Source organism: Cytobacillus kochii (assembly GCF_044790165.1).
In the GTDB taxonomy this organism is placed as follows: Bacteria; Bacillota; Bacilli; order Bacillales; family Cytobacillaceae; genus Cytobacillus; species Cytobacillus kochii.
Genome location: NZ_CP085254.1, coordinates 3,201,878 through 3,226,679 on the forward strand (window position 1 = coordinate 3,201,878; position 24,802 = coordinate 3,226,679).

26 protein-coding genes and 1 other annotated feature are annotated in these 24,802 nt (G+C 36.9%); of the genes, 2 read left to right on the forward strand and 24 right to left on the reverse strand.

The window, feature by feature from the left end; all coding sequences use genetic code 11:
• Window positions 1–170 precede the first annotated feature (170 nt).
• The 3 genes from LG276_RS16405 to sigK all read right to left on the reverse strand — a co-directional run bounded on the left by LG276_RS16405 (window position 171) and on the right by sigK (window position 3,836).
• Window positions 171–1,973 (reverse strand): M3 family oligoendopeptidase, encoded by a 1,803-nt coding sequence (locus tag LG276_RS16405; RefSeq protein ID WP_404292353.1) that lies wholly within the window; start codon window positions 1,971–1,973, stop codon window positions 171–173.
• A 188-nt stretch (window positions 1,974–2,161) separates the two neighbouring features.
• Window positions 2,162–2,491 (reverse strand): antibiotic biosynthesis monooxygenase, encoded by a 330-nt coding sequence (locus LG276_RS16410; RefSeq protein ID WP_224935917.1) that lies wholly within the window; start codon window positions 2,489–2,491, stop codon window positions 2,162–2,164.
• A gap of 631 nt (window positions 2,492–3,122) precedes the next feature.
• A complete protein-coding gene (gene sigK, locus LG276_RS16415) occupies window positions 3,123–3,836 on the reverse strand; it encodes an RNA polymerase sporulation sigma factor SigK (protein WP_095372484.1) in 714 nt (237 codons plus the stop codon).
• A 119-nt stretch (window positions 3,837–3,955) separates the two neighbouring features.
• Between sigK and LG276_RS16420 the strand changes: the two genes are divergently transcribed.
• Complete coding sequence (locus LG276_RS16420; RefSeq protein ID WP_224935916.1) at window positions 3,956–4,183, forward strand: hypothetical protein; 228 nt, start codon at window positions 3,956–3,958, stop codon at window positions 4,181–4,183.
• A 236-nt stretch (window positions 4,184–4,419) separates the two neighbouring features.
• Here LG276_RS16420 and LG276_RS16425 read toward each other — a convergent pair whose 3' ends face one another.
• The 5 genes from LG276_RS16425 to LG276_RS16445 form a co-directional block, all read right to left on the reverse strand.
• Window positions 4,420–4,563 carry a YrzI family small protein gene (locus tag LG276_RS16425; protein WP_224935915.1) on the reverse strand — a complete coding sequence of 48 codons (144 nt, stop codon included), beginning with the start codon at window positions 4,561–4,563 and terminating at the stop codon, window positions 4,420–4,422.
• A gap of 423 nt (window positions 4,564–4,986) precedes the next feature.
• On the reverse strand, window positions 4,987–6,123 hold the full coding sequence (locus LG276_RS16430; RefSeq protein ID WP_289434165.1) for a bifunctional cystathionine gamma-lyase/homocysteine desulfhydrase: 1,137 nt from the start codon (window positions 6,121–6,123) through the stop codon (window positions 4,987–4,989).
• A 1-nt stretch (window position 6,124) separates the two neighbouring features.
• Complete coding sequence (locus LG276_RS16435; RefSeq protein WP_404292355.1) at window positions 6,125–7,048, reverse strand: PLP-dependent cysteine synthase family protein; 924 nt, start codon at window positions 7,046–7,048, stop codon at window positions 6,125–6,127.
• A 20-nt stretch (window positions 7,049–7,068) separates the two neighbouring features.
• Entirely contained in the window at window positions 7,069–7,770 is a 702-nt protein-coding gene (mtnN, locus tag LG276_RS16440) for a 5'-methylthioadenosine/S-adenosylhomocysteine nucleosidase (protein ID WP_224935912.1), read from the reverse strand.
• Between the two features lie 14 nt (window positions 7,771–7,784).
• The gene (locus tag LG276_RS16445; protein ID WP_224935911.1) at window positions 7,785–8,423 is read right to left on the reverse strand and encodes a class I SAM-dependent methyltransferase; all 639 of its coding nucleotides are present in this window, start codon (window positions 8,421–8,423) and stop codon (window positions 7,785–7,787) included.
• 183 nt (window positions 8,424–8,606) lie between these two features.
• Here LG276_RS16445 and LG276_RS16450 point away from each other — a divergent pair, with 183 nt between their 5' ends.
• Window positions 8,607–8,825, forward strand: coding sequence for a DUF2536 family protein (locus tag LG276_RS16450; RefSeq protein ID WP_289434166.1), 219 nt, complete (start codon window positions 8,607–8,609; stop codon window positions 8,823–8,825).
• 157 nt (window positions 8,826–8,982) lie between these two features.
• On the opposite strand, the gene LG276_RS16455 is transcribed toward LG276_RS16450, so the two are convergent.
• The 16 genes from LG276_RS16455 to LG276_RS16530 all read right to left on the reverse strand — a co-directional run bounded on the left by LG276_RS16455 (window position 8,983) and on the right by LG276_RS16530 (window position 24,770).
• Window positions 8,983–9,660: a DUF1510 family protein gene (locus LG276_RS16455; RefSeq protein ID WP_404292357.1), complete on the reverse strand. Its 678-nt coding sequence runs from the start codon at window positions 9,658–9,660 to the stop codon at window positions 8,983–8,985.
• An 83-nt stretch (window positions 9,661–9,743) separates the two neighbouring features.
• Window positions 9,744–11,504 carry a penicillin-binding protein 2 gene (locus LG276_RS16460; protein WP_289434167.1) on the reverse strand — a complete coding sequence of 587 codons (1,761 nt, stop codon included), beginning with the start codon at window positions 11,502–11,504 and terminating at the stop codon, window positions 9,744–9,746.
• A gap of 66 nt (window positions 11,505–11,570) precedes the next feature.
• A complete protein-coding gene (gene greA, locus LG276_RS16465) occupies window positions 11,571–12,047 on the reverse strand; it encodes a transcription elongation factor GreA (RefSeq protein WP_404292359.1) in 477 nt (158 codons plus the stop codon).
• Window positions 12,048–12,195: 148 nt separating this feature from the next.
• Window positions 12,196–12,831 (reverse strand): uridine kinase, encoded by a 636-nt coding sequence (udk, locus tag LG276_RS16470; RefSeq protein ID WP_224935906.1) that lies wholly within the window; start codon window positions 12,829–12,831, stop codon window positions 12,196–12,198.
• A 120-nt stretch (window positions 12,832–12,951) separates the two neighbouring features.
• On the reverse strand, window positions 12,952–13,593 hold the full coding sequence (locus LG276_RS16475; RefSeq protein ID WP_224935905.1) for an O-methyltransferase: 642 nt from the start codon (window positions 13,591–13,593) through the stop codon (window positions 12,952–12,954).
• Between the two features lie 236 nt (window positions 13,594–13,829).
• The gene (gene mltG, locus LG276_RS16480) at window positions 13,830–14,954 is read right to left on the reverse strand and encodes an endolytic transglycosylase MltG (RefSeq protein ID WP_404292361.1); all 1,125 of its coding nucleotides are present in this window, start codon (window positions 14,952–14,954) and stop codon (window positions 13,830–13,832) included.
• A 396-nt stretch (window positions 14,955–15,350) separates the two neighbouring features.
• Entirely contained in the window at window positions 15,351–15,632 is a 282-nt protein-coding gene (locus LG276_RS16485; protein WP_095372472.1) for a DUF1292 domain-containing protein, read from the reverse strand.
• 12 nt (window positions 15,633–15,644) lie between these two features.
• Window positions 15,645–16,061, reverse strand: a complete 417-nt coding sequence (gene ruvX, locus LG276_RS16490; protein WP_095372471.1) for a Holliday junction resolvase RuvX — start codon at window positions 16,059–16,061, stop codon at window positions 15,645–15,647.
• Between the two features lies 1 nt (window position 16,062).
• A complete protein-coding gene (locus tag LG276_RS16495; protein ID WP_095372470.1) occupies window positions 16,063–16,329 on the reverse strand; it encodes an IreB family regulatory phosphoprotein in 267 nt (88 codons plus the stop codon).
• Window positions 16,330–16,491: 162 nt separating this feature from the next.
• Window positions 16,492–19,125, reverse strand: coding sequence for an alanine--tRNA ligase (alaS, locus tag LG276_RS16500; RefSeq protein ID WP_224935903.1), 2,634 nt, complete (start codon window positions 19,123–19,125; stop codon window positions 16,492–16,494).
• Window positions 19,126–19,179: 54 nt separating this feature from the next.
• Window positions 19,180–19,386 (reverse strand) — a binding site (T-box leader).
• A gap of 89 nt (window positions 19,387–19,475) precedes the next feature.
• Window positions 19,476–20,552, reverse strand: a complete 1,077-nt coding sequence (locus LG276_RS16505; protein ID WP_224935902.1) for an AI-2E family transporter — start codon at window positions 20,550–20,552, stop codon at window positions 19,476–19,478.
• Between the two features lie 152 nt (window positions 20,553–20,704).
• Window positions 20,705–20,836, reverse strand: coding sequence for a DUF3918 family protein (locus tag LG276_RS16510; protein ID WP_095372467.1), 132 nt, complete (start codon window positions 20,834–20,836; stop codon window positions 20,705–20,707).
• Window positions 20,837–20,861: 25 nt separating this feature from the next.
• Window positions 20,862–21,053: a hypothetical protein gene (locus LG276_RS16515; protein ID WP_191811331.1), complete on the reverse strand. Its 192-nt coding sequence runs from the start codon at window positions 21,051–21,053 to the stop codon at window positions 20,862–20,864.
• A gap of 19 nt (window positions 21,054–21,072) precedes the next feature.
• Window positions 21,073–21,543: a PRC-barrel domain-containing protein gene (locus LG276_RS16520; protein ID WP_224935901.1), complete on the reverse strand. Its 471-nt coding sequence runs from the start codon at window positions 21,541–21,543 to the stop codon at window positions 21,073–21,075.
• Window positions 21,544–21,674: 131 nt separating this feature from the next.
• Window positions 21,675–24,074 carry an ATP-dependent RecD-like DNA helicase gene (locus LG276_RS16525; RefSeq protein WP_404292363.1) on the reverse strand — a complete coding sequence of 800 codons (2,400 nt, stop codon included), beginning with the start codon at window positions 24,072–24,074 and terminating at the stop codon, window positions 21,675–21,677.
• Between the two features lie 42 nt (window positions 24,075–24,116).
• Window positions 24,117–24,770 carry a tetratricopeptide repeat protein gene (locus LG276_RS16530; protein ID WP_404292365.1) on the reverse strand — a complete coding sequence of 218 codons (654 nt, stop codon included), beginning with the start codon at window positions 24,768–24,770 and terminating at the stop codon, window positions 24,117–24,119.
• Window positions 24,771–24,802: the final 32 nt, after the last annotated feature.

Here is a 24,802-nt window from a genome sequence, read left to right on the forward strand (position 1 = left end):
ATGATTGTAAAGAGGAAAGAATGAATATGTTGTAAACTTGAGATGATTTACATAGATAGAAGGCATCATTCTAGAGATTTTCGAAGATAGTGAAGATTCATCTTATGATAGAGGCTAAGCAAAAATCGTATATTAATTTGGTCATACTATCCTAGCCTCTATTCTTTCTTTTATAATGAAGTAGTCAACTGCATAAACTCCTCAATATCCTTTATACAAAGGCTGGCAGCGTTTTCCCAAAAGTCAGGTTTTGTTAAATCCTCATTTAGATGCTTCATCGCAAGAGATTCAACGGTCATAGAACCAGTATCTTTTAATAAATTTACGTATTTCTTTTCATAACTTGGACCTACTTCTTGTGCTTGTTTATAGATTCCTAATGAGAAAAGATAGCCAAATGTGTAAGGGAATTGATAAAAAGGTGTATGGGTATTGTAAAAATGCAATTTGGAAGCCCAAAAATACGGATGATAATGTTCTAACGAATGACCATATGCTTGTTTTTGCGCACTTGTCATTAATTCATTTAATCGCTCTCGTGTGACTGTACCTTTTTTTCTTTCTTCATAAAAAGCGGTTTCAAACAAATAACGTGCATGTATATTCATAAACATCGTAACAGTCCGACTAATCTTATCATCCAGAAGAACCACTTTTTCCATTATTGTTTCCGCCTGCCTTACTGAAGCATCAGCGACAATTAGCTCAGCAAAAGTCGATGCTGTTTCTGCTACATTCATGGCATATTTTCGATTAAAGAAAGGGATGTCTTTCATTACAAAACTGTGAAATCCATGTCCAAGCTCATGCGCAAGTGTAGAAACATTACTAGGTGTCCCAGAATACGTCATAAAAATCCGTGACTGCCCACTGTCGGCAAAATATGTGTGAAATCCTCCTGGACGCTTATTCGGACGATTCTCAGCCTCAATCCAACGGCCTTCAAAAGCTTGTTCTGCAAATGTTTTCATTAAAGGGCTAAATGTACCAAATTGTTCAATGATAAACTTCGCGCCCGCTGTGAAATCTTTCTTTGTATCGACTTCACCGATTGGTGCATCTAAATCAAACCAGCTTAATTTATTTACCCCAAGTAATTTTGCCTTTCTTTCTAAATAACGAGTGACTGGTTCTTTATATTTCTCTACCGCTGCCCACATACTATGTAAGGTTTCTTCTTTCATTCGGTTATTAAGAAGCGGCTCTTTTAGAGGGCTATTCCAACCTCTTTTCTTATTTGCCATTAACCGATATCCTGCTATGTGATTTAATGCTTTTGCAAAGATAGGAGATTTCTCCTCCCATGCCTGTTCCATTTGATTAAAGACCTTTTCTCTTAAGGCTGCATTTGACTGTCCCATTATATTATTTGCTTGTCCTACAGATAATGTTGTTTGGCCATTCTCATCTTCATATGGAATGGTAATCATACTAACAGTGGTGTGATATAACTCTCCCCAACTGTGAAATCCATCCATACTTAATGATTGAATTAAATCTTCTTCTTGGATTGATAATTTTTCCTGAGCCATCTGGCGCCATTCATCTAAGACAAAAGCTACCGGAGTAAGAGTTTCACTACTTACATATTGCTTCCATTCATCATTACCTATAAGTGTCAACTTATTTTGAAAGGTTAATAGCGCTGTAGAAAAAGTGGATGATTGTTGCATCACTTGCATTTGTAACCGTTCAACCAAAGGATCTACCGTATTCTCAGCTTTTAAACAACTGACGAAGGCGCTTACCTGCATGAGCTTTTTAAATACTTCTTCAGATGACCTTAAAACTTGTCCTATACTATTTATAGTATGTTCTTCATTTTCTGTTATTTGCATATCGTTAGCCAGTGAAGTAAATTCTTGCATTAAGATCCCTATTTTCTCTAGATAATTTTGAAACGTTTGTGATTGACTACCTCCTTCAAAAAAACTTTCTAAATCCCAAACCTCCGTATAAGTTGTATGAGTCATTCTAATCTCTCCCTTCTAATATTTAAATACTATCAGAGGTTTCAGATTATTAATACTTTTTAGAACGATTTATATGGCATAAAAATACTCCCTTATAAGTACCAAGCTTATTACTTGTCTACCTATAAGGGAGCGTATCATCGTGTTTTTTGCGTTTAATTTTACTAGATTATGCAAAATGTAGGAGGTTATTTTGCTTCGATTGCAGGTGTTTTAATTGTTTCAATATGATATAGACTGCCTTCAGTTTCTAGAATAAATTCAGGCTTTGGCTTTCCTCTACTTGCTTTATGTCCAGCAATATGTGCTTCGCTTTTCTCCCAGTTCTTCCAATCCTGTTCCGATTCCCAACGGATTTGCAATATAACTTCTTCATTTCCTCGTCGTACTTTTTTTACCATAACTGAGATGTCAATTATCCCTGGCTGTTCATCAATAATGCCTTTTTGGCTGAATTTCTCCACAAGATGATGGGCATTACCTTCAGTTACAGTAAATTTTTTCATTTGAACGAACATATTTAAATCCACCTCTACATTTAATGATATAACTCCATTGTAATCGATAATGATTATCATCGTCAACCGTATGATCTATTTCATGACAATCTTATCACTGTTAGCTATAAGATACAGATTCATTGTTAAATTGTCTCTCTCTTTATAAGGAAAAGCTTTATACATGTTGAGAAAATGCGGTCTGTGCAGCTTCATTTGAGATCTTGAATGTCTGCTATTGCCGTTTACGAAAGGAAATAAGCGCAGTCAACATTAAAACAAAGTCTTATGTTGATTTGTACATTCATAAAATAATCAAATCGATGCAGGTTTCCTTTGAAAATCACACAGGTTACAGTGGTTCTCCATTTTACGATACCCACTTGCATTAGGCGAGTTATATGTGGAGATCAATCATAAGAAATCCGCTTTTCTGTATGCAATCGAATATATTCACACATCTCAAATTCTTGTAATAAAAAGTACTTAGTTTAAATTTATTGTGTCAATGATTAAACGACCCTGTTCTTCACAAAGCTCGTTCATTTCACTACTATATCTGCCATAGCTCTTACCTCACTTCATTGCAGTCATTTTTCTATACTACAAAGAAACCACAGCATGGAAACTGTGGTAAATACATACGGTATTCTTAATTCTTCTTCTTCTCTTTTTCCGCTCGATAAAACTCATGAAACATTTTCATTAAGGCTCGTTTTTCAATACGAGAAACGTAGCTCCGTGAAATACCTAATTCTTTCGCTATCTCTCTTTGTGTCTTTTCCTTCTTTAAATCCAACCCAAACCGTCCCACAATCACTTCTTTCTCTCTTTCGTCCAATACATCAATGTATTCTCGCACCTTCTCAAGTTCCATATTCAGCTGAATCGTATTAATCACATCTTCTGATTCAGACTTTAACACATCAATCAACGAAATTTCATTGCCTTCTTTATCCTGCCCGATTGGATCATGAAGAGAGACATCCTTCTTTGTCTTCTTTAGAGCTCTCAAATGCATAAGAATTTCGTTTTCTATACATCTTGCGGCATAAGTAGCAAGCTTTGTTCCTTTGCCTTCAGAATAGCTTTCAATCGCTTTAATTAACCCTATTGTACCGATAGAGATAAGATCCTCAGCATCTTCTCCTGTGTTCTCGAATTTTTTTACAATATGTGCGACAAGTCGAAGATTATGCTCAATCAGCATATTGCGTGCGTGTGAATCCCCTTCTGCCATTTGCCTTAAGTATTTTTTTTCGTCACTTGAAGATAAAGGCTGAGGAAAAGCATTATTCTTCACATATGAGACAAGAAAGACAATTTCTTTAACTAAAAATCCAAGTGCTGTCATAATTCCAGACATAGAGCCACCCCCGCTAGTTTGAACTTTTCGCCTATTAACCATTTCTATGTAGTGGAAAAGCTGTTATTGTCTGTCCTAGCGTATTAATTTTCAATTACAGTGTTTATGGTTTAGTGGAATTGGACGCGGTGTATGCCAATCAGTTAATATGGAGGTATAAGAAATGGATAGAAAGTGGGAACGCTAGTTTGGGAGTGAATCGTTTAGTATTAGGGATTGTTTTTCTTATCATCGCCATGGTTAGTATTGCTGAAATTATATTTGAAGGCTTTTCATGGAAACCAGTTGTCATTTTTGTCATTGGTTTATTTTTAATTATGTTTTTATGGAAACGACCTGATAAATAAAATCATGATGGGACATCTAAAAGCTAGAGGTCCCATCAATTCTGTCTCTATATTTTTCTCTTTTGATTTCTATATCTTTTTGTAAAATAAATCGTGAATAGAGTCATTTTTATCGCCACATACTCTCCCCCTACAAAACATCGTTAGGTTGAGTCCTTCTCAACCCAGAAATAAACCTTTCTTCCTTGTAATAAAAACATCATGATCTCCTCCACCTTTCTTTTTTTCCTTTATCCTTAGTAAAAATTGCGATAGATTTCTTCTTGTCGTGCTTTATGGTCTTCAAGAAGACGGTTCACATATTCATCATGCATTCGTTCTTCAGTCGAGCGTTTTCTAGCTTTAATTGTCACCGTTAGAAAAATTAGATTTAATGTCATCCTGCAGCACCTCCTCTCTTTATCTATCCAAAAATGAACACAAAAATGCCGCAAAGGAGCACTCACCCCCGTACGGCATTAAGAAATAAACATAAAAATGCCGCAGGAGATGACAATTCCTCCCTGCGGCATGGATAGACAAAAATTAAATGAAGCGATCCATTCCAAATAGGTCGAAATTGATTTGTATTTGAGTTTCATTTACTGCTGTAGTTAAATTGCATAAGTTTTTCATTGTTTCCGACCTCCCTTTTCTTTAGAATATTTTCGCTTACATTGGTAAGTATATCCAAGAAACAACCATTTGTAAACGGCTTTTTGCAAAAAATTTTAAAAAGGGCGAAAATAATTATTTTTCCCCTTAGAACGCCCTACCTTTCATTGAAAACAGAAAAAAGCCCACCCCTTAGGTGAGCCTCAAACTTACTTTTCTAAAGCGAGCTTTAAATCTTCAATTAAATCCTCAACATCCTCTAAACCTACAGAAATTCTTACAAGTCCGTCTGTGATACCAAGTTCATCACGACGTTCTTTTGGTATAGATGCATGTGTCATTCTTGCTGGAACGGAGATTAAGCTTTCAACAGCACCGAGGCTTTCTGCAAGAGTAAAGTATCTCACATTTTCAAGTAGCTTATCAGCGTTCGCTTCACTGCCAACATCAAAAGAAACCATTCCTCCAAAACCATCTGCCTGTTTCTTGGCGATGTCGTGATTTGGATGAGACTCAATCCCAGGATAATACACTTTTGATACTGCAGGATGCTGTATAAGAAACTCGACAATCGCCTTTGTGTTACTTTCCGTTTCTTCCATTCTGATTCCTAATGTTTTAATTCCTCTCATTAGCAACCATGAATCTTGAGGCCCTAACACTCCACCGGTTGAATTTTGAACAAAATGTAGTTCTTCTGCGAGCTTCTCATTATTTACAACCACTAACCCTGCAACAACATCGCTATGTCCACCTAAGTACTTCGTCGCGCTGTGAAGCACGATATCTGCACCTAACTCAATTGGCGTTTGCCAATAGGGTGTTGAAAATGTATTATCAACAATTGTTAATAGATTATTTTCTTTTGCTAATTTTGCTGCTGCTTCAATATCCGTGATTTTCAGAAGTGGGTTTGTTGGTGTTTCAATATATACAGCCTTTGTATTTGGCTTTATGGCAGCTGTGATATTGTTTAAGTTACTTGTATCAACAAATGTCGCTTCAATACCGAATCGATTAAGCACTTTCGTAATCACACGATAAGTTCCCCCGTATACATCATCAGTGAGAATGATATGATCCCCACTATCAAAAAGCATCACAGTAGCAGTGATTGCTGCCATCCCTGAGCCAAAAGCAAAGCCTGCATGCCCAGCTTCTAAATCTTTAATAAGCTCTTCTAATGCATGTCTTGTTGGGTTACCTGTACGTGAATACTCAAAGCCTTTATGATTACCTACGCCGTCTTGTTTATAAGTACTTACTTGATAGATAGGTACAGATACTGCACCTGTTGTTGGATCACCAGCAATTCCGCCATGAATTAATTTTGTTTTTCTTTTCATATCAAATACCTCCTTCATAAATCTTTTTACTTAAATAACGCTCACTGCCATCTGGAAAAATCACCACAATATTCGTACCTGCTGGAGCTTGTTCTGCTTCTAATAGTGCTGCATGCAAAGCTGAACCAGATGAACTACCGACAAGCATTCCTTCTTTTTCGGCTAATTGCTTTACTCTATTAAAAGCGTTCTCATCACTTATTGTATGAATGCTATTAAAATAAGTGGTATCCATATAATCTGGTAAAAATTCCATACCGATTCCCTCTGTTTTATGCGGACCAGATTCGCCACCATTTAAGATGGAACCTTCTGGCTCAACAATGACGGTTTTTATTTGTTCTCTTTTTTCTTTTAAATAACGAGCAGTGCCCATAAATGTGCCACCTGTACCTGCACCGGCTACAAATATATCCACATTCCCATCAAGATCATCCCATATTTCAGGGCCTAAAGTTCGGTAATAAGTATCCGGGTTAGCCGGATTTGCAAATTGCTGTGGACAAAATGCATTCGGGGTTTCCTTTAAAAGCACTTCTGCTTTGGCAATGGCACCTTTCATTCCTTCTTCTGTAGGTGTTTGAACGACTGTAGCTCCTAAAGCTCTCATCAGATCTTGCTTTTCAATACTAAACTTCTCAGGTACACAAACAATCACATTCACATCTTCTTTTAATGCTGCTAGCGCTAGACCTATACCTGTATTGCCTGCTGTTGGCTCAATAACTGTTCCACCTTTTTTTAACTTACCACTTTCAAAAGCTTTTCTTAATAATTCTTGTCCTAGGCGGTCTTTTACACTGCCACCGGGGTTCATGTATTCTAACTTAGCAAATAAACGCACACCTTCTGGTAAGTCAAACTGCGAAATTTCTACCATTGGCGTTTGTCCAATTAATTCATGAATGCTTCGGTAAACCTTCATAACTTCCCGTCCTTTGTTGATTATTTACTTTTGATTCCTTCGACTATTTTCATAACAAGATTGGCAGAGTGTAATGCTGCTTTCTCTAGGAATTGATCAAAAGAAATATTAGATTCTTTACCAGCAATATCAGATAAAGAGCGAATAATCACAAAAGGTGTATCAAAGGCATGAGCAACCTGCGCAATCGCTGCTGCTTCCATTTCTACTGCTTGCAATGCCGTGAATTTATCTTGTATTAGTGCGGTTTGCGCTGGGTTGCTGATAAATGAATCTCCAGTCGCAATCAGTCCTCTTATAACTGTTATACCTTCTAACTCTTTACCACTCTCTTCAGCAATTTCCAATAACGCCTCATGTGCAATAAAGGCAGGAGGTTGTTGTGGTACTTGACCATATTCATAACCAAATACAGTTGCGTCGACATCATGATGTCTAACTTCAGATGAAATAACGACATCACCTACATTTAATTCAGGGTTGAACCCTCCTGCAGAACCTGTATTGATGACATAATCCGGCTTGAACTTCTCCAAAAGAATGGTAGTGGACATTGCTGCACTCACTTTACCAATGCCAGAACGAAGAAGAACAACGTCTGCTCCGTTCATTTTACCTTCTGTATATTCACAGCCAGCAATCACTTGCTGTTTCTTCTCATCCATATGGTCCCTTAAAATTGTTACTTCTTCTTCCATTGCTCCGATAATAGCTATTTTCATTACTTTCCCTCTTTCTAAGCTTTGACACCTTCCATAATCCAAACAAAATCATTGCAGCGATTAAATGAAACTGAAAAACCATTCACCCGCATAATCTCTCTTAATACGGGAATTGTCGTATAGTATTCTCGCTTTAAATCTTCAGCTAGATTATGGTAACCCTTTTCAGTGGCATCAGTAATAGCCTTTTGATAAGCATCAACAGATTCATACATTGTATCCGCAAACACTATTTTACCACCAGAAGGTAACATCTTTCCATACTGTTCAATCGCCAAAGACTTTTCTTCATCTGTTAAATGGTGAAAGGCATACGAACTTACTATGGTATCTACGTTTTCATCTATTTGAAAGTTTAAGAAATCACCATCGAGCACTTTTGCTTTGTCTTGTAACTTGTTGATAGCAATCTCTCTCATTGATTTCGACGGTTCAATTCCGATAACAGTTAAATCACGTTTTAATAATTTTACGGTTAAATTGCCTGTACCTGGGCCAAATTCTAATACATTACCTGTTGCTCTATCCGCCACCTCTTGTAGCAATTGATCATAGTATAAGAAAACATCCTTATATTCTTCATCATGGCCTGTTACTGTATCATCATATGTTTTAGCCCACTCTTCAAATAATTCAATAAACTCTTTCCCCATTTCGCAACCTCCTGCACGTAATTACAATAGCAATAATTCCCATGAGTATACTATGAATTAATTTGTAACATGTTCCCAATCTACCACACCCCTTCTTAAGTTTCAAGAAAAATCAATATCCACTTTTCTCATTGCACGGAAAATGAAATTTACTTAAAATGAGGAGTGATAGCGTATGAAAGGATGATTAACTTGAACTTTCAATTAGATTTTATTGAGGATAAAGTAGAATTTTTCGAAGCAACAAAGCTGGACGATTTAGAAAAGAAAATAAATGAGCAAATTGAAACAAATAAAGCCATTATGCTAGAAGTTCATCATGTCGCTCACCAAATGCATCTAGATGAAAACGGCAAAAGGTTTTATTCAGCTGTTGTTCATTTTAAACTGAAGAAAAAGTAGAGTGAAAATTGCATGCGAAGCAGGTTATCCTTTGTTGCATGTGGACACTTAGAAGTCACCACTTTCTAAAATCCAACCATATGTTGACTCTCGATGCAAAAAAAACGCGAACAAATGAATGTTCGCGTTTCATTCTGGCTAGGAAAACCAGTTTTTCTTATATACTATTTAATTCTTCTACCTTCGTCGGTTTCCATCCTTTTCCGTCTACCCATTCAATATATACACGATACATTTCGTCTTTATTTGGTGAAGCGACTGTACCAACAGAACGATTCACACCGTCATTACCAAGGAAATAAACAGTCATAGCTGAACGATCTAATCCAGTTGCATAAGTGATTGCGCGAAGCATTTCATCCCAATCCACATGACTCTGATCATACACAGCTGTAGGATGGTCGTCTTGTACTGTACCTACAGGTTGCCAAGCCGGATTTTCTACTGTACTTTTTACATCAGCACTACTGCCGCCTTCAGTGACAATCTCTTCCTCTTTTACTTCTTCTTCATTGTTTTCTTCTTCATTAGTTTCTTCATCTTTATTCTCTTCATTATCTTTATTTTCTTCACTGTTACCTTCTTGACTTCCCTCATCTGTTGCATCATCTTTTTCATCACTGTTATTTTCTTTAGAAGTTTCTTCTTTATTTACTTCTTCATTCGCAGCAGAATCCGCTGGTTGATTCTCGTCTTTTCCACCGGAGAAAATAATCGTACCTACAACGATGATGAGTAGGATAACGACGCCAATTAAGCCATTTAAGATTATGTTTGTTTTTTTCCTTTTCGATCTTTTATCATAACGGGATGAACCATTATCAGTATTATTCAAAGGAATACCTCCTAATTTAAAAAAGAAATATCATAGCTGAAAACATTTTAACATGTCTTTTAAAAAACTTGAAGGGATAACCATTACGTGGAATGATCTAATCTATGTATTTCTTTCACAATATCAGCGAATAAAGAAAGTGGTGATGGGTCGGTACTTTTGGCATCTAACCGGACAGTTACTAGTGCATATCTCGGGTTATCGTATGGGAAATAGCCAGCAAACCATTTATTTTCTAGTTCCTGCCCATTCAGTTTTTTTCCTGTTTCCCCTGTTCCCGATTTGCCTGCTACTTGATACGGTACATTTTGTAGTTGCCTACCTGTCCCCAAATCATGATTGACAACTTCAAGAAGAAGCTTTTGTAATGATATGGCTGTATATGGCTTTATATTTTTACCAACTACTCTTTTAGGCTGAAAGCTCTTTACTTTCGTACCATTTTTATATTCTAGTTGCGAGGCGACACGTACCATCTGCTTTTCTCCCCCTCTCGCGATTGTTGCCATCATATTTGCCACAGCTAACGGTGTACTGCGGACATCTAATTGACCAATGGATGTTAGAGCAATTAGATTTGTATCTTTTCTATTCCGTGGATCACTAAAGACCTGGCCTTGTTCTTCATCTGCCATTTGCTGAAAGCCCTTTAAATGATAGAAATCTCCTTGCCATCCTACTTTTATCGAAAGGCCTAATTTATTGGCATAGCTATCCATCACCAATGGTTCTATAGACATCAGTTCTTTGCCAACCGTTGCAAATGTATAATTACAACTTCTCGCAAAACTATCTTTAAAGTTAAGCATGCCGTATTGATAATTTTTATCTATTTCTCCATTGATTGACTGATTACAATCAAACATACGACTTTTTGCATCTAGCCCATAATCTATCGCTGCTGCAGCGATAACTGTTTTAAAAATAGACCCTAGTACTTGATTTTGCACCATAAAATTATTCGTACCTTCTTCGCCATGAGCGAAAGGGTTGACTGGGTTCACTTTCGGACGAGAAACCATCGCGACAACTGAATTATCCTCAATATCTATTAACACCATCCCCCCTTTGGTAACCTCGTTTTTATCGACAAGCATTTCCATTCGTTGCTGCCATTCAAAATCAAGCGTCGTTCTAATATTCAATGGATAAAAAGGATTCGCAGGGTGAACATACTTTACATTCGAGCCAAATAATGGTCTTCCTTTTCCATCAACATGATAAATGAGCTTTGTTTCACCTTCTCCAGACAAAAGTTCATCAAAGCTTTTTTCCATCCCAGTTGCACCTAGTCTTGTTATATTAGATAGGTGTTTATTAGGATATCTTTGGGTTAGTAAAAAATCTCTATTGGCAATCCCTAATAATTGTTCTGCTGGTCTCTCATAAATCGGGTATGATTTTCTCACTGCAAACACACCTGGTATTTCCAACTGATTAATCTCCTCCATTTGTTCATTAGACAAAATGAAAGGTTCTCGGTCACCAAACACAATAGGATTCTTTATTGCTTGAACTTTTTGACGGAGTTGATTTTTATCAACTTTAAGAATTTCAGCTACACTCGAGACATCCCATTCTATATCTTTTAGGAACGGAAAAAGGATTAAGACCGTTTTATAGGCAACAGTTAATTGTTTACCATCCCTATCAAGAAAATTCCCTCTCTCGGCATCTATGGCTATTTCCTTAGAACGTTGTGCGACACTTTGACTGATCAAGTTTATGTCTCGATTTGTAAAATGCTTTGTTTCAAACAACTGTATTTGAGCCAGTCTAACAATAAGTATTGATAAAATAATCATCATGACAGAAACAAACAGAATGACTCGTTTTCTTTGCATAAAAACACCTCGTCAAAAGTGTTGACGAGGTGTTTCTATTTCAAACGCTAAAACACGATAATTTTATTAGTTAATACTTGTTATCTTAACACTCATTTCTCCACCTGGTGTTTGCACAGACACTTCTTCGCCTACTTTTTTGCCAATAAGACTTTTAGCAATCGGTGAATCATTGGAAATTTTGCCCTCAAAAGGATCTGCCTCTGCACTACCTACGATAGAATAAGTTTCTTCTTCACCATCAGGTAATTCTATGAAAGTAACCGTTGAACCTAAGCTAACTGCGTCGCCTTTCATCTCATCCTCAGTAATGATTTTAGCATTACGAATCATATTTTCAAGAGTCGTAATACGACCTTCTACAAAAGCTTGTTCTTCTTTAGCAGAATCATATTCTGAGTTCTCAGATAAGTCACCAAAACTACGAGCTATTTTTATACGTTCAACCACTTCTTTTCGCTTAACGGTTTTTAGGTTTTCTAGTTCTTGTTCTAATTTCGCTTTACCTTCTTGTGTCATTGGAAATACTTTTTCTGTACTCAAAACACTCACTCCTTTACCATATATAACCAATTATTATTGGTCAAAAGTATGTATAAATTTTATAAACAATGCATTTACAGCGCGTCCTTATCGAACGCGCCTAACTATGCAAACGTTTGTAGCCTTATTATTTTTCTATGCTATTGTGTCATAAAAAAGACTTTTCTTCAAGAATTGTTTGAATTTTTGTGACCATTAAATCAATTGCCACTTTATTTTGTCCACCTTCAGGAATGATGATATCGGCATATCTCTTAGTCGGTTCGATAAATTGATTATGCATTGGACGAACGACGCTAACATATTGCTCAATTACTGAGTCAATGGAACGCCCTCGTTCCTTAATATCACGCATAAGCCTTCTAATAATTCTAAGATCTGCATCAGTATCGACAAATAGCTTCATATCCATTAAATCACGTAAACGTTCATCTTCAAGTACAAGAATCCCCTCTAAGATAATCACATCTTTTGGTTCAACAACGATGACATCATCTGACCTCGTATGAATAGAATAGTCATAAACAGGCTTTTCGATGACCTCGTGATTCGTTAAAGAGATGATATGCTCAATTAATAAGTCTGTGTCAAACGCAAGTGGATGATCATAATTAGTTTTCAAACGTTCTTCAAAAGGTAGATGTGCTTGATCTTTATAGTAATAGTCTTGTTCTAACATAAGAATAGAATGACCTTGAAATCGATTATAAATCGCCTTCGTTACACTTGTCTTTCCAGAGCCTGATCCACCAGCTACACCGATGACAATCGGTTTTCTCTTCATCTTTATCAATCTCCCTAACATCGTAGCGTTTTTGCTACTGTTTAACAATATACACCTTTTTGCTATGATTGCCAAACATATGGTACTTATACTAGTAATAATTCTTTATCACAACAAAACTTATTTCTTTCTACTAATCGCAACACCATCACCGATAGGCAAAATCACGGTATGGTAACGATCATTTTTCATAAGCCATTCATTAAATTGGTCAATTTTTTGCACTAGGTTGCGGATGCGTTTTTTTTCTATCTCTGCCTTTTCATAAACGAGGCCTTTAAATAACACGTTATCGGTAATAATTACACCAGAATTATTTAAATATTGACTATACATCTCGAAAAACTTCTTATACTGCCCTTTTGCTGCATCAATAAATATCATATCATAGTCACCTAATAATCGAACCTCATCTTCTTGCTCTAATGCGTCGCCTTTAAGTAAGGTGATTTGATTCGCCATGCCGCTTCTTGCAAAGTAGTTCTCTGCCTTTTCATAGCGCTCCTGATCTCTTTCCAATGTTATAATATGAGCAGATGGACAAGCTTCAGCCATTCGTAATGCGGAATATCCGATTGCTGTCCCAATCTCTAATATTTTTGTTGGTTGTTGAATTCGTACAATCTGTAACATGGCTTCAATACCTTCTAGTTCCATAATTGGCACACGATTTTCCCTAGCGTATTCTTCCATTTCCATGAAGAGGTTTGTACGATCCGGTATTAATTTTTGCATATATGTAATTAGCTCATCATTTAGCAATTACTTTCACCTCTATTAATTTAACTTCCATCCTTTGCATATGCAAGAAAAAAAGCGCTCACTTTAGTAGATTGTCAAAGAGCTTGGACCATCTACGCTTTTTGCATGATACGCCACCTAAAAAAAATATATAAAATGCTTGTGCTATTTTACCACAAAAAAAAGAGGAAAGCTATGAGATTTTATCATAAATGATGATCTAACATCATTCACACCCCTTTAGCTTCCTCTGTTTTTTAATTATTACTAGTTATGTGCTCATTTTTCTTCACATTATGTTCATCTAATGTTTTAGAGAATAAAACTTCTCCTTCTGGTGTAGCTAGGAAATACAAATAATCAGTTTCTTCAGGATTCAATGCAGCTTCAATAGAAGTTGAACCTGCATTAGCAATCGGTCCAGGTGTTAGGCCATTGTATTTATATGTGTTATATGGGTCATCTATTTCTAAATGCTTATACAATGTCCTTTCCTTATGCTCACCATGTGCATATAAAACGGTGGGATCTGTTTGTAAAGGCATGTCTTCATCCATACGATTATAAAAAACGCTGGCTATCTTATCGCGGTCCACTTGTGCAGTGGCCTCTTCTTCGATTAATGAAGCCATTGTGAGTAATTCATGGACAGACATCTCTTTTTTCTCCATTGCTTCTGTGTACTGAGTAAGCACTTCACTTGTCTTCTTAATCATTGGTGTGATAATTTCTTCTATCGTTGCATCTTCTTTGTAGTAATCATATGTGGCAGGGAATAGATAACCCTCTAAAGGGTATTTAATATTCTCCGCAAAAACATCATCAGTAATGACACTTGGAAATTTCTCCTGCATTTTCTGTACAAATGCTTTATCATTTAATTCTGCAAAGACTTCTTCTGCATCCCTGTCTGCTTTTTCTGCTATAATTGCCGCAATTTGCTCCAACTGCTTGCCTTCAGGAAGTGTGACTTTAAACACGACTTCTTGATCTACATTTCCAGTTTTTAGCTCTGATATTACTTGACCTAATGTCATCGCCGGTGCCAATTCATAAGTTCCTGCCATAAATCCTGATTCATTCTTTAGCTTCACATAGTATTTGAATACTCTAGCATCCTTTATTATCCCATTCTCCTCTAGTACTTGTCCGATTCCTGAAACGGATGAGCCAATGGGGATTTCGACATTCTTGACTTTGTCGTTATCTGGATTAACAGGTTTTAAAGCAGAATTCACATAAAGGAACCCACCTAGCCCTCCAACACCTATGATTACAAATAATATTATGGCTGTAATTAACACGATTTTACGCACAACTCTCGCCTCTGTTTGCCTCTCTATCAACTGTTTTTTCATCTTACCTTTTTTATCATCTGTCATGGTAAACCTCCTTGCAACTATTTCCCCTTACTATTCATACTTCCTTTACGCCTCATGTTGCTACTGTATTAATAGCTGGAAAATAGCTCTCATACATCTCGGATTATTATACTATACTTTCTGTCATAGGATAGCATATTTAGACAAAATTCTTCTACTATAGAACGATTCTATAGAACGAATCAGTTATACTGAAAGCATCAATCAATAATACCTCTCCCTTAAAAAAGAGTTAAGTTTATAGAGAATGAAATAGAAATGAGGACCATGCTGAAAGTGGAGGTTTTTTGTTTGAGATAGTTATATTTTGCTAAGTCCTCTCCTTAGTCGCAAGTTCACCTGCGAAGAATATAGAACATAAAAAAAGACCCACTAAATACGCGGGTCTTTTCAAACTTACTCTTCTTCATTTTCTAAAAATGTATTTAACATCTCTTCGATAAGGTCCCATTCTTCGTCCGTTTCAATTGGCATTAATTCACCATCAGTATTATCTTCACTTGGAACGAATGCAGATGCATGAATTTCAACCTCTTCTTCATCCTCATCTGCACCAATTGGATAATAAAGAACATAAGATTTGCCAAATTCTTCAGAGTCAAAAGTAAAAAGCACTTCGCAAAGCTGCTCGTTACCTTCCTCATCTACTACTGTGATATTGTTTTCTCCGTGATCCATTTCTTTCACCTCTTAATTCTGGCTATCTAAATAACCTTGTAAAATCATGACTGCCGCCATTTTATCAATCACTTTTTTCCTTTTTTTGCGACTGACATCTGCATCAAGTAGGACTCTCTCTGCAGCGATTGTAGTGAGACGCTCGTCCCAATAAATAACCTCAACACCGAAACGTTTGTTAAGTTCATTGCCATAGAACTGACTCGCTTCACCTCTAGGCCCTATTGTACCATTCATGTTCTTAGGAATGCCAACAACAACTTTTGTTACTTCATATTCTTTGAGCAGCTCACCAATACGTTTAAATCCGTACTGATTCTGTTCCTCATTTATTTTCACTGTTTCGATGCCTTGGGCTGTCCAACCAAGACCATCACTAACAGCCACGCCGACAGTTTTTGAGCCGACATCTAATCCCATTGTACGCATATTATCCCTCTCGTTGCTGTTTTAAATACGACTTCACAAGTTCTTCAATAATTTCATCCCGTTCTAACTTGCGAATCACATTCCTTGCATCTTTGTGACGGGGTATGTAGGCAGGGTCTCCAGAAAGCAGGTAACCTACAATTTGATTAATAGGATTATACCCTTTTTCCTGCAGAGCATCGTGAACATGGAACAATACTTTATTGACATCTTGTTCAAATGGTTCCTCAGGAAAATTAAATCTCATCGTTTTGTCAAATGAGCTCAATTGCTACACCTCACTATTCTGTTCTTAAGCGATTAAGCTACCTATTCAAAAAGAGAAGGATGGATAGCTACACCAAGTTTCATTAAGAAGAGGTGTTATGTAACCTCTTCTTTTTATGATTCGCTTTTGTTTACCTACATTCTACACTAAACTATTCGGGAATCAAACGGATTTTACCCATTCCTCTACAAATTGTAACGCTCCCTCTAATTTTGCTGGGTCTTTTCCACCAGCTTGTGCCATATCTGGACGTCCACCGCCACCGCCTCCACAGCGAGTAGCCACTTCCTTAATTAATTTACCCGCATGATAACCACTTTTAATCAAATCATCTGTCACACCGGCAATTAAATTCACTTTTCCTTCATTCGCACTACCAAGTACAACCACTGCTGAAGCAAGCTTTTGTTTTAATTCATCTGCCATATTACGCAAGTGGTTCATGTCTGTCGCCTGAACTTTTGCAGCTAATACTTTTACACCGTTCACTTCTTTCACTTGGTCAATCAAGCTTCCAGCTTCAATATTACCCAATTTAGTTGCTAATGATTCATTTTCTCTTTGTAATTGCTTGATTTCTGCATGTAAGCTGTCAATTTTTACTGGTACATCTTTTATATTTGATTTTAATTTAGCTCCAGCCTCTTTTAGAACAGAGATTTGCTCTGTCATCAACTTATAAGCACCTTCACCTGTGACCGCTTCAATTCTTCTCGTGCCTGCACCAATCCCGCTTTCAGATTGGATTTTGAACAAACCAATGACTGCAGTATTCGCCACATGACAACCACCACAAAGTTCTAATGAATAATCGCCGATTTGAACAACTCGTACAATTTTCCCATACTTTTCACCAAATAAAGCCATTGCTCCCATTGCTTTTGCTTCTTCAATATCTTTCAGGTCAATTTGCACATTTAAGCTATTCCAAATCTTCTCGTTAACAATGGTTTCGATTTTCTCTAACTCATCTCCTGTTACTTGTCCAAAGTGAGAAAAGTCGAATCTTAGTCGATCTGGTTCAACGAGAGAACCAGCTTGATTTACATGCGTACCTAATACATCTTTCAATGCTTGGTGAAGAAGATGTGTCGCAGTATGATTTTTTACGATTTTATTACGATTAAAATAATCCACAGTTGCTTTAACCGATGAATGAGCTTTTAATTCTCCTTCAGTGATAACTGCACGATGGAGGTTTTGTCCATTTGGAGCTTTTTGAACATCTTTTATTTCAACCCTCACGCCACTCGCTGTTAGCGTTCCCTTATCAGCGATTTGTCCACCACTTTCAGCATAGAAAGGAGTAGCTGTCAATATTAATTGAACCTCTTCGCCTTGACCAGCTTGGTCTACTAGCTCTCCACCACTTACAATTGAAGCTACTTCAGTATCGATCGTCAACTGTTCATACCCAACAAACTGACTTTCTACCGTAATTTCACCTAGGACACTATCCTGGACTTGCATACTATCTATATCTTGACGAGCAGCTCGAGCGCGATCACGCTGGTTTTCCATCTCTTTTTCAAAGCCATCATGGTCGATGCTCATCCCTTCTTCTTCTGCGTACTCCTCTGTTAATTCAACAGGGAAACCATACGTATCATAAAGACGGAAAACATCTTTTCCATCGATTACAGTATGTCCATTAGCTTTTTCTTTTTTCATTACTTCTGAAAGAATAGCTAAACCCTCGTGTAACGTTTCATGGAAGCGTTCTTCTTCGTTTTTTATGACTTTTTGAATAAAAGCTGTTTTTTCTTTTACTTGTGGATAATAATCAACCATTATTTCTGCAACCACAGGTACTAACTCAAACATGAACGGACGATGAATATTGATTTGTTTCGCATAACGAACCGCGCGACGTAATAATCGTCTAAGGACATATCCTCTACCTTCATTTGATGGAAGAGCGCCATCACCAATCGCAAATGCTACTGTACGAATATGGTCAGCAATCACTTTAAATGCGACATCTTGTTCCGCAGTTTTCCCATATTTCTCAGCAGAAATATCTTCTGTTCCTTTAATGATTGGCATAAATAGATCTGTGTCAAAGTTCGTCTTTACATTTTGCACAACTGAAGCCATACGCTCTAAGCCCATGCCCGTATCAATATTTTTCTTTGGTAGTGGAGTATATGTTCCATCTGGATTATGGTTAAACTCAGAAAATACAAGGTTCCATACTTCCAAATAACGTTCGTTCTCTCCCCCAGGATAGAGCTCAGGATCATTTAAATCGTTACCATACTCTTCTCCTCTATCATAGAAAATTTCTGTGTTCGGCCCACTTGGCCCTTCACCAATATCCCAGAAATTCCCTTCCAAACGAATAATTCGTTCTTCTGGTACACCTACTTTTTCTCTCCATAATTGGTACGCTTCATCGTCCTCAGGGTGGATTGTCACAGATAATTTGTCTTCTTCAAAACCAATCCATTTTGGACTCGTCAAGAATTCCCAAGCATATAGAATCGCTTCTTCTTTAAAATAGTCACCGATAGAAAAATTCCCAAGCATTTCAAAGAATGTATGGTGACGTGCTGTCTTCCCAACATTTTCGATATCATTTGTACGTATTGATTTTTGTGCATTAACGATCCTTGGATTTTCGGGAATCACTCGACCATCAAAATATTTCTTCAATGTAGCTACACCACTATTAATCCATAATAGTGATGGATCTTCATGCGGTACTAAAGAAGCACTTGGTTCCACTGCGTGACCTTTTTCTTTAAAAAAATCTAAAAACATTTGTCTAATTTCTGCACCAGTTAAATGTTTCATAAAAAAACCTCCTAAAAAATTTATGTAACCATAAAAAAAAGCCCTCATCCCCAATACAGGGACGAGAACTTAAGCTCGCGGTACCACCCTGATTGTGAAAGAAAACTCTCACCTCTCAAAGCACCTTAACGCGGTGAACGGCAGTAGTTAACTGCACTCCGGATTAGCTTTCTGTTATCCTTCATCGAGAAATTCTCTCAGCCATGGAATTTCCTCTCTTTCGAATGGGCTATAACATACTTCTTCCATCAACATCTTACATTATTTAAATAGATATAGTCGAATTATAGCTAGTTTTTTGCTCCTTTGTCAATATCAATGTCTAACAGTATCAACAAATTCAGCTGAAACTATACCTTATCTGTCCTCTGTCGGTTCATTAACAGTTTACGTGCATGTATAAGACTAATTTTTAGGATCGCCAAAATCGGAACAGCCATAATTAAACCAATGATACCGCCAGCTTCTCCACCAGCTAGTAATGAAAGCATAATAATAAGGGGGTGCATATGTAGACTTTTCCCTACAATTAAAGGAGATAAAATATTCCCTTCCACAAATTGTAATACGACAATAATAATTAATGTGATAATCACCATTTTGACTGATAGGGTCGCTGCAATAATCACCGCTGGGACTGCACCAATAATTGGACCAAAATACGGAATAATATTGGTTATTGCAATGATAAAACCAAGTAATAATGGATACTTCATACCGAACACCCAAAATAAAGTAGCTGAAATCACCCCGATTACTAAACATACAAGGAGCTGCCCACGAATATAACCTCCGAGCGACTTATCAACATCTCTTATAAACAAAACAGCCTCTTTTCGCCATCTTCTTGGTGTTAAGTACCAGACTGCTTTTTTTACATCCGTATAATCTTTTAAAAGGTAAAAGGAGATAAATGGGATAATGGCGATGATCAAAGCATAATTAAGAATCTCGAGCAATATATTGATTGCCTTTGTTAATAATTTATCTAATGCTGCTTCAATATCGTTAATCCCATCCTCAACACGTAATTGTAAGGTTTCCGGCCATTCAGATGTGCGTTCTTGAATCAAAGCAATAAAAGAGCGATATTGCTCGGCAAACTCTGGCGCATGATCAACTAAATCATTTAATTGATGAATAAAAGCAGGAATCCCTTTATACAATCCGTAGCCAACACCACCAAAAAATAATAAATATATTCCTAAAGCTGCTAATCCTCTGTGCATACCCGTTTGATGTAACTTTTCAACAATAGGGTGTAAGAGATAAGTAAAAAATGCCCCAAGTAAAAACGGGATCAGCACAACAAGCAGTAATTTTAAAAGAGGGAGCCATAATTCTTTTAATTGGAAAAAGATAAAAAGTAAAATGAGAACAAGCAAAACAAAGCCTAAACGGTACAACCATTTCATACGAACGTCCATACACTACGCCTCCCTTTACTATCTTGAGAAGAGAGCATATGAATTATACATACAAGTTAAAACATGGGGCGGAGTGGATACATTTATTGACATAGCTCAATTATCTGTACGAAAAACGTCCCCAATCGTTTGATTGAGGACGCCATATACATTTAAAACATTTTCATTACTTTTCTTTGTATCTTTTTCATATCCCTTTTTGAGACGATGTTATTTTTCTGCATATAGCTATATGCGGCTACACCTGCGCCTATGACAGCTGCTGAGGTTAACATTTTATTCATCATATGACACCTCTCATAAGAATTTTTATGAAGAAAAACGACGCTCTTCTTCATCAAATAAGTCATCTAAAGAACTTAAAGACCCATCTTCTTCCACTTGGTGAGTGTGGATCATTCCTTTAGACAATGAGAGTTCGATAAAGCAATTCCAACAGTAATATTGATTTATGCCAATCTTACCGACATCTTTGCTTTGACAATTAGGACATTGAAGCATCATGGAAAGGACACCTACCTTATTCTACATTTACAATAATGGCATCCTTTCCAATCGCTGGTGCGCAACTAGCTTTAACTACTTTCTTTCCTTCAAGTACATCAGAAAAGAAGCCATCTGATAGTTCATACCCTACGATTGTGCCCATTTCTTCATTGAAATATACATCTTGAAGAAGTCCTAAGCGATCGCCCTCTCTTGTCATCATCATTCGGCCAGCCAGACGATTTTCATTAGCAATTGTAAAATTACTATGCTTTGGTATAGCTGTTAATACAGCACAACTTTCAATCATCACACCATCCCAACCAAATGAGTACACATCTTTAATATCTAGAAAAAAGGATTTGCGAATAAATGAGTGGTTCTTCACCCATAGTCCCTTTACTAATCCTTCGGGTGAGATGAAGAGATCATTCACTTCACCTATTGCCCTACCGTTATTCAACACGATTACCGACAAGCCTCTTAATAAGGAAAATGTTCGCAAAAGTTACTCCCACCTTCTTTGAACATTGTTATTTTGTTCAAAGATGGTGCGGGTCATTCTTTTTCCAGGTTGGCAATTTGTTTTATGTATATAGGTAAAAAAATAAGATGAGAAAAATCTCTCATCTTAGTCTAATCAGCCTCTAAAAAATCATAAGGTGTGATATTTTCCATTCCTATCAACGGGTCGACTTTCATCAAATAATCTTCATATGTTAATGATTCATCAATAGCTTCAATGGTCTCTCCTTCGAAGATTTCATCCTGTAACTTCAATCGTAAATTAGATCGCCTCGATTGATCATCCAATCGTTGTATACCCATTTTTAACGCTTCTTCATCACCACATAATATAAGGAACTGCTTGCTTCGTGTAATGGCAGTATATAATAAATTCCTCCGTAACATCCGGTAATAACTTTTAACGACCGGAAGAATAACAATGGGAAACTCACTGCCTTGTGACTTATGAACGGAACAACAATAGGCATGAGTGATTTGATTTAAATCCTGTTTTGTATACGTAGCTTCCACTCCGTCAAAAGAAACAATAACCATATCTTGTTTCTCTGTGTTCTCTTTCGCATAAAATATGGAGATAATTTCACCCATATCACCGTTATAAACGTGGTTTTCAGGTTGATTGACTAATTGCAACACCTTGTCCCCAATGCGATAGACAACATCACCAAAAGCAATTTCCTTTCTACTACCATCTTCATTAGGGTTGAAAATTTCTTGGATCATTTTATTAAGGCGATCAATACCTGCCGGACCACGATACATCGGTGCAAGTACTTGAATATCCTTTGCTAAATAACCCTTTTTCTTTGCATTTCGCACTACTTGGCCGATAACCGTTCCAATTTGACCTGGTTGGCATTGAAAAAAGGAACGGTCTTTTTGTTGCTGAGTAATATTTTGTGGTAATCTTCCCTTTTTCATTTCATGTGCTAACTCAATAATTGAGGAACCTTCCGATTGCCTATAAATATCTGTCAACATAACCGAAGGGATACGTTCAGAAAGTAATAAGTCTCTTAATACTTGACCTGGACCCACAGATGGTAATTGATCTTCATCACCAACAAGAATGACTTGCATTTCTTCAGGTATCGCTTTAAAAAGTTGATTGGCTAGCCAAATATCAACCATGGAAGTTTCATCAACAATAAGAATTTTCCCTTCAAGCGGATTTTCTTCATGATGGTCAAAACCCTCACTTCCATTCCAACCAAGCAATCTGTGAATCGTCACAGCTGGTAATCCTGTAGATTCTGCCATTCTTTTCGCCGCTCTTCCAGTAGGGGCAGCTAATAAAAAGGGAAAAGGCTCTTCTTTTTTATAGTCTTTCGGATTTAAACTACAACCATGTAATTCACCATACAATTCAACAATGCCTTGGATAACCGTTGTTTTTCCCGTACCTGGACCACCTGTTAATATCATCATTGGTGACATTAACGCTTTTTGAATTGCATCTTTTTGAGATGGCGCATATTGTACAGAAAGTCGCTCTTCTAATTGTCCCAAAGCAAGGAGAAATTCCGATTCGGGAAACTGTTCATTAAATTCCGTTTGATTGAGTATACGTTTAATATTTGTAACGATTCCCTTTTCAGAAAAGAAAAGAGAAGGTAAATATAACTGCTGTCCTTCTGCAATCACTTTTCTCTCTTCTCCAAGCTTTATGATTGCTTCACTAATCGTCTCGTAAGGGATTACCTCAGTCGCTTTTTCCTCTAATAGTTTTTTGACAGCAGGGAGTAATTCTTCTGCTTCAGCATATACGTGACCTGCCTGTGCACTTTCACTATCAAGCACATACAAACAAGCTGCTTTAATACGGTCAGGATGACTACCGGACATTCCCACTTGTTGTCCAATCTCATCTGCCCGATGAAAGCCAATCCCTTCAATATCCTCTACGAGTTGATAAGGTTTTTTTTGCAAAATATCTATTGCTTGATCTTTATATGTTTGAAAAATCTTCATAGATAGTTGTGGACCAAAACCAAGTTGATTGAGGTGAATCATGACTTGTTCGATTCCTTGATTCTCCACAAGTGTGTCGTATAAAACTTTCGCTTTTTCACTTGCTAATTTTGGTATCCCATCTAATAATGAAGGATTATTTAAAATGCTATTGATCGCATTTTCCCCAAGCTCGTCCACAATACTTTGTGCCGTTTTCTTACCAATTCCTTTAAAGAGGTCACCTGATAAATAATTAACGACACCTTCTTTTGTTTGAGGCATTTCTTTCTTGTACTGCTCTACATGAAATTGCAACCCAAACTTTGGATGTTCCTTCCATTCCCCTATAAATGTATAGGTCTCCTCTTCATGGATTTTCGGTATGTAGCCAGTAATGACCGCTTCTTTCTCTTCATATTGTGCATTTGTCTCTAGCACCCGAATACGTAAAACCGTATAAAGATTACTCTCATTATGGAAAATAGTCACAAGATGCTTGCCTTTTACATACGTTTTTTGTTCAGCAAATAAATCTAAAGAATTCTGCTCATCCATCCCATATGCTCCTTCCTCTTTAAGCGCATCTTGTTTTTTATATTAGCCTTGTTTTTCAATCATTTTTTTACCGTAGCCGGCAAGCATATGATCCGGTTGTATATCCAATGCACGATTAAAATGAGCGAGTGCCTTTTGCACGTCTTCTTTAAAACCATAAGCTACACCGAGATTATAATGAGCATCTGCATGTTCCTCATCTAATTCAATACATTGTTGTAGTTGCTTAATGGCTTCATCTATTAATTCTAATTGTGCTAAGCAAAGACCATATTGAAAAGCCGCTTCTGCATCCTGTGGATTCAATTCAGTTGCACGTTGCAAGTATGGTAATGCTAATTTCCCTTGCTCTAATTGCATAAGAGAAATACCTAACATAAAATAATTGTCTCCATGGTCGATTCCTTTTTGCATCGCTTGTTCAAACATATTTTTAGCTTCGTCAAATTGTTCTTTTTCAAAAAGTAAATTTCCGACACTATAATATGCAACACCCGCGTTTTCATCAAGTTCAATTGCTTTTAGAAAGAACTTCAGTGCTCGTTCTCCGTCGCCAACGGCTGATAAAACATTACCAAAATTGATATAAGAAACCGCATCCTCAGGGTTTTCATCAATGGCTTCCATAAAAATCTTAGCTGCTTCTTCCCATTTACCTTCTTGCATATATTGAATACCTTGTTGGTTTTTATCCATTATTTATCGACTCCATTTCTATCTCTTTACTC